Below are 11,971 nucleotides of genomic sequence, written 5' to 3'. Positions count from 1 at the left end.
TTTATTAGGTTTTATTAATTATACCGCATTTAAAAAAATTAATAAAGAAGTATAAGCGAAGCTATTGACAATGATTATCAGTGCTGATATAATAATACCGACAAGAGTGTCGGTTTGGAGGTTATTTATAAAATGAAAATGGAAGCTGATGAAAGAAAAAAGCAGATTAGACAAGTAGCTATTAAAGTCTTTTTGGATAAGGGATTTAGAAATACAGTTATGAATGACATTATGGAAGCTACTGGGCTTTCTAGAGGTGGCTTGTATCATCATTATGGTTCTACGCATGAAATCTTATACGACATTATGATGGAAGGTAATTTAAATAGAAAAGATATTGTTCAAAAATCAATTTATGATGAAGGATTAATATTAAGTCCACAGTTGTTTTCAAGAATGATTATAGACAAGATACTTGAAGATAATGATTATGTAAAGCTTTATGTTATGTTTTTATGTGAGTTAAAAGAAAATCATGATCTGAAAAAACTATATGTGAAAATAAAAAAAGAGTCCATACAAGTATTTAAAGAATTGTTTTCTACTTTGTTTAATGAGTTGCCGTCCGATGATATGTTTGAATTTATGATTAATATTATGAATTCTGGATTGATGGCTTGCGAAATTTTGAATGCACGTGAGAATTTTACAAAAAATAAGATATATCTAACTGAAATGATAGAGACTTATTTTATAAATGTAATGAAAAAAGATGATGAAAGGAGTTAAATTTATGGATCTATTAAAAAAATACATTAAGAGAAATAAAGCACCATATTTTATTTCTGTCTTGTTTTCAATACTTGGAGTAATTTCAAATCTTTTTGTATATATTATTCTAAGTAAGATGATTATATCATTAATTGATGGTAGCCAAGATTTTTATTACTATATAAATAAAATTTTCTTTATACTTTTATGTCTTATAATCAAAGAAGTGTTTATGTTTTTGTCAACAATGATTTCTCATAAAACAGCCTATAAAATAATACGAGATATAAGAAAAAGCCTTATGGAAAAATTATTTAATATGCCATTAGGAGATATATTGAATGAATCTACTGGTAAGTTAAAAGACATAATTGTAAATCAAGTCGATAATACTGAAACAACATTGGCTCATATGATACCTGAGATGACAGCTAATTTAGTCGGACCTATAATATTATTTGTTTACATGTTAGTTTTAGATTATAGACTAAGTTTAATATCTTTAATTCCATTAGTTATTGGTGGATTTTTTATGGCAGGGCCGATGAAAAGAATTAAGGTAAAGTTTCCACAAGCAGTTAAAATTAGCCAAGATATGAACAATTCTGTAGTTGAATATATAAATGGAATAGAGGTTATTAAAACATTTAATCAAGGCGAAAAATCTTATAGAAAATACAGGGACAATGTGTATAAAAAGGCAAATTACTATTACGATTGGATGGGAGAAAATACAAGAGACTATGCGATAAGTATGTCTATTGCTCCAGTTGGTATTTTGACAATTATACCATTTGGTTTATATTTCTGTATGAACGGTTCACTAGATGGTGGTGTATTTTTAACATTGATAATCCTCTCTTTTGGGACTATCCAAAATATTATGAGAGTAATGACTTTTGAAGATGATATTGGAAGAATGTCAACTATTTTCGAAGAGATTAAAAATATACTTTCTGCGAGAGAATTATCTCATAAAAATGAAAATTTGGATATAAAAAATTATAATATAGAGATGAAAAACGTAGATTTTTCTTATGAAGAAGATAAGCAAGTCCTAAATAATATAAATATAAATATAGAAGAAGGAAGTGTGAATGCTTTAGTAGGTGAATCGGGTTCGGGAAAGTCGACTATTGCAAAACTAATTTCAGGATTTTGGGACGTAGATAGTGGTTCTATAAGTATAGGAAATGTAAATATTAAAGATATGTCCCTTGAAAAGCTATCTACTATTATTTCCTATGTAGCACAAGATAATTTTCTTTTTGATATGTCAATTAAAGATAACATCAGAATAGGAAATAAAAATGCTAGTGATGAGGAAATAATTGAAGTATGTAAGAAAGCCGCCTGCCATGATTTTATAATGAAGTTGTCAGATGGATATGATACAAGAGTAGGAGAAGCTGGTAAACATTTGTCTGGAGGAGAAAGGCAAAGAATATCAATTGCAAGAGCCATGATAAAGAATGCTCCAATAGTTATTTTAGACGAGGCTACCTCTTATATCGACCCTGAAAATGAAGCCTTGATTCAAGATGCAATATCAGAGCTTGTCAAAGGGAAAACTCTAATTATAATTGCCCATCGTTTAAAGACAATAACAGATGTAGATAATATATTTGTAATTAAAAATGGAGAACTTGCATGTAAAGGAAGTCATGAAAAGCTTTTGAAGGAATCAAAAGATTATCACGATCTTTGGGAAACTGCCTTGAAAGGAGAAGAAAATGCTTAGTGTTTTTAAAAAAATATGGAATTTTTCTATTGCAGAACAAGTGTATATAAAAAAATCAATCTTTGCTAATTTTTTCGGTTCTATTTTTAATGCTCTACAATTTGCAGCCATTTATTATGCGATTTTTGGGATAGTAAACAAGGATATAAGTTTCAAAACAATAGGAATATCATGTTTATTTTTATTAGTTAGTATAGCTGGAGTAATTATTTCAAAAAATTCCTCTATGCTCAAACAAACACATGCTGGATATTTTATGGCTGGACACAAGAGAATTGAATTAGGTGAAAAAATAAAAAAAGTTCCCATGGGATTTTTCTCAAGTTTAAGCCTTGGAAATTTAACAACTATTGCAACTACTAACTTAGATAATATAGAGACTTGGGTTCCAACTTTGTATATTATGGTTTTCGGTGGTATGCTTAATGCTATTGTTTTTATCTTATCCTTATTTTTATTTTCTTATAAGGTATGTCTTGTAGCAATAGTTGGCTCTATTGTATTTTTGTTGATTGTTGCTCGTATGCAAAAAAGGTCTAGTAAAAATGCAGACAAGATTCATGAGATTCAAGTATCACTTACCAAAGAAGTCTTATCAACATTGCAAGGAATGCAAATTATAAAATCATACAATCTAAGAGGAAGTAACAATAAAAAACTTGATAAAAGCTTTGATGGTGCAAGTAAATATTCTTTTGATTTAGAAAAAACTATAATGCCATATAGTTTATTAGCTAAAATAATAATAGCTATAACAATTTGTTTGATGTTATTTATATCAATAAAATTATATTTTGTTGAAAACAGTCAAATAGTCAATACTATTATGATACTTATAGCAAGTTTTGTAATATTTGATGGGCTTATAACATCTGGTTCTGCTATGGCAATGCTAAGAATGGTTGAGAATGCAATAGATTCTTATTCCTATGTAAATGATATGGAAGATATGAAAGAAGGAAGTATTAAAGAGCCAATAAAAAATCACAACATAGTCTTTAAAAATGTATCATTTTCCTATGATGATAGACCAATTTTAAAAAATGTATCAGCAGAGATAAAAGAAAATACTATGACTGCTATTGTTGGACCATCTGGATCTGGTAAGACAACATTTTGTAATCTTATTGCAAGATTTTGGGATGTAAACTCTGGAGAAATTTTCATAGGTGGAAAGAATATTAAGGACTATAAGATAGAAAATCTTATGAATTCAATTTCCATGGTATTTCAAGACGTCTATCTCTTTGAAGATACAATTGAAAACAATATAAAATTTGGAAAACAAAATGCAAGCCATGAAAAAGTTGTAGAAGCTGCAAAAAAAGCAAGATGTCACGAATTTATAGAAAATCTCCCGGATGGATATAATACTATTATCGGAGAAGGTGGAGCAAGTCTATCAGGTGGAGAAAAACAAAGAATATCCATAGCTAGAGCCATGCTAAAAGATGCAGACATAATTATCTTTGATGAAGCAACAGCCAATATTGACCCTGAAAATGAAGATAAATTAAAAGAAGCTATAGAACAACTTACAAAAAATAAGACAGTAATTATGATTGCCCATAGATTAAAAACCATTAGAAATGCAGACCAGATTTTAGTCTTAAAAGATGGCGAAATAGTAGAACGTGGAAATCATGAAGAACTGATTAAAAATAATGGACTTTATTCTGATCTTATAAATGCAAAGGCTAAGGCGGAATCATGGAAATTAAATAACTGATAGAAAGAAATATTTAAAGTCTTTGAACATGAAAAATATTTAGAGCAGGTGGACAAGAAAAACCACTTGCTCTTTTTTCCCCTAAACCATGATGGGAATTTTGAAGATAATCTAGAAGATAAAAATGTTGATGTAGAAAAAGTTGTAGCTACACCAATTATGATTGAAGCATAAAAAATGTATCAACCATTACCCTTTAAACAGGATTTAGGTTGATACACAAAATTATTTACAGACCCTGTTATTGTGTAATTAAGACTATAAGCGTTAAGCGTGCTTATTTATAGTAAATAAAATTATACCACATTCATAATATAAATTCAGGGCACTATTGACAAAAGTGTAAGAAAATGATAATTTTTATTAAAAGAACGAGTGTCGGTCAATAGGTGGTGAGGTTTTGACAAAGAGAAATGTAAAAGATCCAGAAGAAAGAAAACAGGAGCTTATAAATATAGCATCCAGACTTTTTGAAAAGGATGGATATGAGAAAGTTTCTGTGCGAGATATTCTCGCAGAAGTTAACGGAGCGCCGGGAATGTTTTATTATTATTTCAAATCAAAAGAAGATATTTTCTTGGCTTGTATGGAAACATATTTTGAAGAAAAACTAAAAAATAAGTTGGATATACTTCAAAATAAGGAAATGGATTATGAAGAAAGAATAAAAATTTTAAGAGAACTTATAGTAAAAGATATAGGTCAGTTTACGACAAGATATAATTTTTCAAAAGAGAATTCAATTACAGATAACTCTTACAGGCTATGGGAGTTGATTCATTACGTTGGAAAATTTATAGATGTCTATTCAGAGTTTATAATTGAAGGAATTGAAAATAAAAAAATAAAAAATAATATTGGAATAAATAGAGAAAATGTGAGAAGTTTCGCAGCTTTTATTTTATACGGAGCTGTTGGAACAATATATAATGACTATATTATTAAGGGAGAAAACAAAACAAATTCAAGTGAAGCCTTTGGAATAATAAGCGAACTATTTCAAAGACCTCAGTAGAGAAAAACAAAATATAAGTATTTTACAAGGGAAACATCAAGGGTGTTTTCCTTGTATTAGTTTTAAGGTAAATGAACGAACTCGTTCGGTAAGGAGGTATGTTTTAGATGAAAAAGAAGAAATCTATCAAAGATATTATTTCCTACAGTGAAATAAAAAAAGGACAACTTGTAGGAGGAATATTATTTGTTAGTCTTGGAATGCTATTAAGCATTTGTCCAATTTTGGTGATATACAAAGTTATAAAATCCCTATTTTTATTTGGGAAATTAGAACAAAGTACAATTCAGTTCTGTAGTTATGGACTTGCAGCAGTGGTATTGGCATATTGTTTAACTTATATTGGTAGTATTTTATGCCATAAGTTTTCATATGTTTTAATAGCTAACTTAAAAAAGAAGATATTATTTCATATTGGGAACCTTCCTTTAGGATTTTTTACTGGGGACAACAAGTCAAAAATAAGGCAAGTATTAGGATCGGATATGAATCAAATTGAGGGATTCTTTTCTCATCAATTGCCAAATTTAATTTCAACTTTAACACTAATTTTAGCAATGATAATTGTTATGTTAAAGATAAATTTAATATTAGGTCTTACGACTTTGTTAATTATATTTGTTGGTTTAGGAATTCAGATTGCAATCATGGCAAAGATTATAAAGTCGGGTGGACTTGATAAGAACTTTGCGATTTTGGATCAAATTAATTCAGCAACTACTGAATATGTTAAAGGTATGCCGGAAGTTAAAATATTTGGAACGGGAGTAAAATCATTTAAAACTTTTTCAAAGTCAGTAGGAGAATATAGAGATTTTACAAGTTCGATGACATCAATGATAAGACCTGGATTTGTTTCATTTAGAATGTTTATTTTATCTGTGGCTACATTCATAGTTCCTGTAGGAATATTTTTAATGACACGAAATTATAATTTGGACTTTGTTACAATCTTTATTTTCTATTTAATTCTTGCACCTGCCATTAGCATACCTGCATTAAAACTTAGAGATTTTGCAGAAGGAATGAATTTACTAAATGAAGTTGTTTTGAGAGTCTATGAAATTATAGATCAAAAAGAATTGGCAATTGAAAATAGTGAGAAAGAGATAAAAGGTCATGATCTTGAATTTAATAATGTAAGCTTTTCTTATGGAAATGAAGAGGTTTTAAAGAATATAAGCTTCTGTGCTAAACAAGGAGAAGTTACAGCATTAGTTGGCTATTCGGGAGCAGGTAAATCTACCATTGGAACGCTAATACCCAGATTTTACGATCCTTCAGAAGGCTCTATTAAAATTGGTGGAGTTAATATAAAAAATATTCCGATAAAAGCCTTAATGGACAAGGTAGCATTTGTTTTTCAAGACAGTGATCTTATTACAGACACAGTCTTCAATAATGTTGCTATGGCAAAGGTAGGCTCTACAAAAGAAGATGTCATAAAAGCATGTAAAAAAGCAAGATGTCATGATTTTATTGTAAAATTTCCTGATGGGTATGACACTGTTTTGGGTAAAGGTACTTATTTATCTGGAGGAGAGAAACAACGTATTGCTGTAGCAAGAGCGATTTTAAAGGACGCACCAATATTAGTATTAGACGAGGCAACAAGTTTTGCAGACTCTGAAAATGAATATCTTATGCAGGAAGCTTTGTCTGAATTGGTTAAAGATAAGACGGTTATCATGATTGCTCATAGGTTAAATACCATAGAATATGCAAATCAAATCTTAGTAATATCTGATGGAAAAATTGCAGAAAGAGGCAAGCATGAAGATTTAATCCTTGCAGATGGAATATATAAGAGACTATTTGATATTTATAAGAAGACAAATATTTGGCAAATGGATATAGAAGGGAGTGAGAATGAATGATAAGAAATATTACATTAGGAAAGATGAATAATATAAGAAAATCAATTATATTAAATGTTTTGGCATCTATTTCCAACCTTATACCATTTATTGCTTTAGCGAAAATTGTAGAAACACTATTTTTAAATAGAGGTGCAGATAGTATAAATACGAGCCTTTTATGGAAGTATTTTGGGATAATGGCAATATTTTTCTTAATAACATTCTTATTAGAAAATTTAGCCACAAAATATACCTATGAACTTGGATACAAGACAAGTGCAGATGGAAGAATAGAGCTTGCAGACCACATAAGAAAACTGCCAATAGGTTATATTTCAGGAAAAAGTTCAGCAGAGATCTTAGATACATTAATGAATGATTTTTTCAAAGTTGAAACGGCAGTAACTCATCAATTACCTCAATTTTTCAGTGGTATATGTGTAGCGGTTCTTTGCTCAATATTATTTTTGATAATTAATGTAAAAATGGGAATAGCAACACTTATTGGATTGCCGATTTCTGTTCTACTTCTTACACTCATGCAAAACTTTCAGAAAAAAATTTATTTGAAAACAAAGAAAATGAGGATAAAAGAGGAAGAAGATATAAACGAATATTTGGATGCTATTAAGACTCTAAAAGCTTATAACAGCTTAGATGATACATTAACAAAGCTTGAAGAAGATATAGATAACTCAAGAAATGCAAATATTAAGAGTGAGAAAGGGGTTGGTTCATTAACTACTATAGCAAGTATGATTTTAAGAATAGGACTTCCTTTGATGAGTTTAGTTGGTTCCTATTTATTTATAAATGGATCTTTGGAAATTGATACATTTTTAATGTTCTTATTTGTAGGCACAAGGATTTTTGATCCCTTGGAGCTTGCACTTGTAAATTATACAGGTCTACAAATGGCATCAGTTTCAGGAGAGAGAATCATTAACTTACTTAACGCTAAACCTATGTCAGGAAATTCCGATGTAAACGAAAGCAACAAAATTGAAATCCACGATGTTTCATTTTCTTACAAGGAATCTAAGGTTATCGATAATGTTTCATTAGACATTAATGAAAATGAATTAACTGCTTTTGTTGGTTACTCTGGCTCTGGAAAATCTACACTAATTAAATTAATTTCCAGATTTTATGATCCTAATGAAGGGACAATTAAAATTGGTGGAGTAGATTTGCTAACAGTCGACCCTGATAAATTAATGGATAAATTTTCTGTTGTTTTTCAGGATGTGTATCTTTTTAAAGACACAATTTATAACAACATAAAATTTGGAAATGAAGATGCAAGTAAAGATGAAATCATGAATGCTGCAAAAATGGCAGGAGCTTATGACTTTATAGTCAAAAAAGACGATGGATTTGACACTATGATTGGACAAGGAGGAGCGACTCTGTCTGGAGGTGAGAAACAAAGAATATCAATAGCGAGAGCAATATTAAAAAATGCCCCAATAATACTACTTGATGAAGCAACATCATCCATTGATCCGGAAAATGAACTTATTATACAAGAAGCAATATCAAATTTAATTAAAAATAAAACAGTTGTGGTTGTAGCTCATAAATTAAGGAACATAATGGGAGCTGATAAAATTGTTGTTTTAAACAAAGGAAAGGTAGAAGAAGTTGGGAAGCATGAAGAACTTTTAAAAAATGAAGGCCAATATAAAGACTTATGGAATTATCAAGAAAAGTCTAAAGAATGGAAGATTGTACAGTAACAATCAATTTTAAAGGAGGGAATTTATGAAAACACAAAAGAAATCATCAAAAAATGCTATTACAGCGGGAGTTTTAATTGCGCTCTATTTCGTAACCTATGCAGTAATTGGGGCAATATCTATGCCTGTCCCTGTTTTATTTTTACTAATGCCTATGCTTGTAGCACTACTTGCTGCACCAACCTATCATATGCTTCTTGCAAAAACAAAGTCAGCCACTGCTATTGTAATTGCTGCTATCTTACCAAGTATTTTATTAGTTGCAACTGGACATATTCCAATTGCACCATTAGTGGCAGTGCCTGCCGGAATAATTGCTATGTTCATAGCAAGAGGTGGCAAATATACAGACTTTAAGAAAAATACAATTAGTCATATGTTTTTTTCTTTAAACTTATTTGGAGGATTCTTACCAATTTGGCTTATGAGAGAAGCATTTTTTGAAAGTGTTATAAAAGGTGGCTTAGATCAAAACTTTTGTAATACAGTAAGAGCATGGACACCAATATGGATGTTACCAGTAATGATTATTGGAACATTCATATTCTCCTTGGTTGGTTCTTATTTTACAAAGAAAATACTAAATAAAAAGTTGGAATCAGCAGGAGTATTATAATGGAAAATTCAAAGTTTGTTCTGGGGTCAAAATATGACCTCAGAACAAAACTTATCTTGCTTATAGGTGCAAATATTTTAATTTTTTTAGGTTTTGGTTTGATATATCAAAGCCTTATTAGCTTATTTTTTCTTGCCATTATTATTAGTGATGGTTATAAGAAATCCGCTATAAGGTATATTCTATTCTTTGTAATAAGTGTTGTATTAGAAAAAACTTTAGCCTATTTCAATATAAATTTCCTCATGAATTTAATTTTATTCCTCTTGGCAATTGGGAGAAAATTTTTGCCATGTATTATTGTGGGTAAATGGATTTTAAATTCTACATCAGTTTCCAGTGCAGTAGCAACTTTACAAAAATTAAAACTTTCAAAAGATTCACTCATAATGATTTCTGTAATATTTAGATGCTTACCAACAATTAAAGATGAGTGGAGTCATATAAATATGGCGATGAAAACAAGAGGGATTAGCGTTAGTCTTTATAATTTATTTCATAGACCTGCTGCGACAATGGAATACTTTTTTGTACCCTTATTCGTAAGTGTAATAGAAATTGGGGATGAGCTATCCCAATCAGCCATTATAAGGGGGCTTGATGCTCCTGTTCAAAAAACAAGTAGATACCTAATTAAGATTAGAAAAAATGACATTGGCGTTTTAATTCTTATGATTTTAATTTTATCAATAGTAATATTTATGAAAGTGTCAGGGTGGGATTTATGATTGAAATTAGAGAATTAAGTTTTAAGTACAAGGGAGGCTCTGATTACTCATTAAAAGATATAAACTTGAAAATAAAAAAAGGGGAATGCATTCTTCTATGTGGCAGGAGCGGTTGTGGAAAGTCCACTCTATTAAAGCTTATGAACGGTATAATACCAGAGTTTTATGATGGGGATATTACTGGTAGTGTTCTTGTCAATGGGATGAATACATTTACCACACCAATTTATAAATTATCTAAGGATGTAGGATCGGTTTTTCAAAATCCTAAAACACAATTTTATACAACCAATACAACTGATGAAATTGCTTTTGGCTTAGAAAATTACGGCATAGAAAGAGAAGTAATTAACAAAAGGATTAAAGAAGTCGAAAAAGAGCTTCATCTTGAAAACTTGATGAATAAAAATATATTCAATCTTTCCGGAGGAGAAAAGCAGAAGATTGCTATAGCAAGTATTTACGCATTAAACCCTAAGATATTTATTCTTGATGAACCGTCTTCAAGCTTAGACATAAAGTCAATGGAAGAACTATCGCTTACAATAAAAAACTTAAATCTTTAGGAAAAACTATTATTATTGCAGAACACAGGCTGTGGTATTTAAAAGACATTGTTGATAGAGCAATATACTTAGAGGATGGAAAAATCATCAGAGAATATAGTATGGACCAAATTGAAAATCTAAGTGAAGATGAGCGAATGAGAACAGGACTTAGGCATTCTGATTATAAAGCCATTGAAGGATTTGATGATTTTGAAAATTTAAATAAAGGGGCTTTATTAGAATTAAAAAATCTGATATTCAAAAGAAATACCAGAACAATTTTGTCCATCAAGGACCTTAAATTTTGCTATGGGAATATTATTGGAATAGTTGGAGAAAATGGAATTGGAAAGTCTACATTAGCAAAAATTATGTGTGGCTTATACAAAGAAAATAAAGGGAAAATTTTAAAAGAGGATAAGAATTTCAAAACAAAAAACAGGTTAAATGAGAACCTGCTTATTATGCAGGAAGTGAACTGTCAGTTATTCACGGACACCGTCAAAGATGAAATAGTATTAACATCAAATATTAAAGATGATAATGCTTTAGATACTTGGTTAAAAGATATGGAGTTGAAAAATATCAGTGATAGAAATCCTCACACCTTGTCAGGAGGACAAAAACAGAGAGTAATTATCTTATCCGCTTTACTATCCGACAAGAAAATTCTATTTTTCGATGAACCAACCAGTGGATTGGACTATAGAAATATGAAAATAGTAGCTAAAAACATAAAGAAAGTAAAGGAAGAAGATAAGTTGATTTTAATAATATCCCATGATGTTGAGTTTTTAGAGTCAGTTTGTGATAAAGTGATTGATTTCACGTATTTATGAAAATGCATATATTAGTAAATACAAGAGGGACATATGATAAAAACGCAAGAAAAACGAGAAGTTGTGAATAGTATTTTTCATGATACTCCATAAAATAAATTTTATAATATTTTTTTATTTTAGAGGATTTATGCCCAATAACATAAGTCCTCTTTTTATGTTCAAACTAATCATTAAACTCAAAAATACTATAAAAAAATAAAAAAACTTGGTTACCAAAGAGGGCAAATTTCACTTTATAAGGTGAGGGGTATTTTGTCATCTTTCTATAAAATCAAAATACTTTGAAGTGTGAATATTCTTGAAATTGATTATGTGAGATTAGCATATTTCAAATTTAATTCACTTATCAAGGTAAAAAATTAACTTATATAGGAGGTTAAAATGCAAGCAATAAAGATTTATAGTATGAGACTTGCAATGTTATGTAGACTTTATGATCTTAG

The 11,971-nt window shown here is 29.7% G+C and carries 10 protein-coding genes and 1 pseudogene; all 11 read left to right on the top strand.

Translation table 11 applies throughout. From position 1 onward, the window contains the following. Positions 1–132: 132 nt before the first annotated feature. The 11 genes and pseudogenes from HGAG_RS02750 (at position 133) to HGAG_RS11915 (ending at position 11,525) form a co-directional block, all read left to right on the top strand. Entirely contained in the window at positions 133–729 is a 597-nt protein-coding gene (locus HGAG_RS02750) for a TetR/AcrR family transcriptional regulator (protein ID WP_019117822.1), read from the top strand. Positions 730–733: 4 nt separating this feature from the next. Continuing rightward, entirely contained in the window at positions 734–2,452 is a 1,719-nt protein-coding gene (locus HGAG_RS02745; RefSeq protein ID WP_019117821.1) for an ABC transporter ATP-binding protein, read from the top strand. Then, on the top strand, positions 2,445–4,181 hold the full coding sequence (locus HGAG_RS02740) for an ABC transporter ATP-binding protein (protein ID WP_019117820.1): 1,737 nt from the start codon (positions 2,445–2,447) through the stop codon (positions 4,179–4,181). The genes HGAG_RS02745 and HGAG_RS02740 overlap by 8 nt, the downstream gene beginning before the upstream one ends. A gap of 9 nt (positions 4,182–4,190) precedes the next feature. Beyond that, positions 4,191–4,352, top strand: a pseudogene (locus HGAG_RS11430) (sigma-70 family RNA polymerase sigma factor); the annotation flags it as partial. A gap of 229 nt (positions 4,353–4,581) precedes the next feature. Next, positions 4,582–5,196, top strand: a complete 615-nt coding sequence (locus HGAG_RS02730; RefSeq protein WP_019117818.1) for a TetR/AcrR family transcriptional regulator — start codon at positions 4,582–4,584, stop codon at positions 5,194–5,196. A 107-nt stretch (positions 5,197–5,303) separates the two neighbouring features. Then, on the top strand, positions 5,304–7,073 hold the full coding sequence (locus HGAG_RS02725; RefSeq protein WP_019117817.1) for an ABC transporter ATP-binding protein: 1,770 nt from the start codon (positions 5,304–5,306) through the stop codon (positions 7,071–7,073). Then, positions 7,070–8,794: an ABC transporter ATP-binding protein gene (locus HGAG_RS02720; RefSeq protein ID WP_019117816.1), complete on the top strand. Its 1,725-nt coding sequence runs from the start codon at positions 7,070–7,072 to the stop codon at positions 8,792–8,794. Before HGAG_RS02725 ends, HGAG_RS02720 begins: the two co-directional genes overlap by 4 nt. A gap of 25 nt (positions 8,795–8,819) precedes the next feature. Then, complete coding sequence (locus tag HGAG_RS02715; protein WP_019117815.1) at positions 8,820–9,410, top strand: MptD family putative ECF transporter S component; 591 nt, start codon at positions 8,820–8,822, stop codon at positions 9,408–9,410. Then, positions 9,410–10,138: an energy-coupling factor transporter transmembrane component T gene (locus HGAG_RS02710; RefSeq protein WP_019117814.1), complete on the top strand. Its 729-nt coding sequence runs from the start codon at positions 9,410–9,412 to the stop codon at positions 10,136–10,138. The genes HGAG_RS02715 and HGAG_RS02710 overlap by 1 nt, the downstream gene beginning before the upstream one ends. Next, entirely contained in the window at positions 10,135–10,704 is a 570-nt protein-coding gene (locus tag HGAG_RS11920; RefSeq protein ID WP_244263801.1) for an ABC transporter ATP-binding protein, read from the top strand. Before HGAG_RS02710 ends, HGAG_RS11920 begins: the two co-directional genes overlap by 4 nt. A 101-nt stretch (positions 10,705–10,805) precedes the next feature. Beyond that, positions 10,806–11,525, top strand: a complete 720-nt coding sequence (locus tag HGAG_RS11915; RefSeq protein ID WP_244263800.1) for an ATP-binding cassette domain-containing protein — start codon at positions 10,806–10,808, stop codon at positions 11,523–11,525. The last annotated feature ends 446 nt before the right edge of the window (positions 11,526–11,971 follow it).

It is taken from the genome of Anaerococcus obesiensis ph10 (assembly GCF_000311745.1).
Lineage (GTDB): Bacteria > Bacillota > Clostridia > Tissierellales > Peptoniphilaceae > Anaerococcus > Anaerococcus vaginalis.
The sequence above is the reverse complement of the archived record's forward strand: the minus strand, read 5'-3'. Positions and strand labels throughout refer to the sequence as shown.

Excerpts from the sequence above, each read along its gene's own strand:
- HGAG_RS02750 (WP_019117822.1), top strand. The coding sequence starts at position 133 with ATGAAAATGGAAGCTGATGAAAGAAAAAAGCAGATTAGACAAGTAGCT.
- HGAG_RS02745 (WP_019117821.1), top strand. The coding sequence starts at position 734 with ATGGATCTATTAAAAAAATACATTAAGAGAAATAAAGCACCATATTTT.
- HGAG_RS02740 (WP_019117820.1), top strand. The coding sequence starts at position 2,445 with ATGCTTAGTGTTTTTAAAAAAATATGGAATTTTTCTATTGCAGAACAA.
- HGAG_RS02725 (WP_019117817.1), top strand. The coding sequence starts at position 5,304 with ATGAAAAAGAAGAAATCTATCAAAGATATTATTTCCTACAGTGAAATA.
- HGAG_RS02720 (WP_019117816.1), top strand. The coding sequence starts at position 7,070 with ATGATAAGAAATATTACATTAGGAAAGATGAATAATATAAGAAAATCA.
- HGAG_RS02715 (WP_019117815.1), top strand. The coding sequence starts at position 8,820 with ATGAAAACACAAAAGAAATCATCAAAAAATGCTATTACAGCGGGAGTT.
- HGAG_RS02710 (WP_019117814.1), top strand. The coding sequence starts at position 9,410 with ATGGAAAATTCAAAGTTTGTTCTGGGGTCAAAATATGACCTCAGAACA.
- HGAG_RS11920 (WP_244263801.1), top strand. The coding sequence starts at position 10,135 with ATGATTGAAATTAGAGAATTAAGTTTTAAGTACAAGGGAGGCTCTGAT.
- HGAG_RS11915 (WP_244263800.1), top strand. The coding sequence starts at position 10,806 with ATGGACCAAATTGAAAATCTAAGTGAAGATGAGCGAATGAGAACAGGA.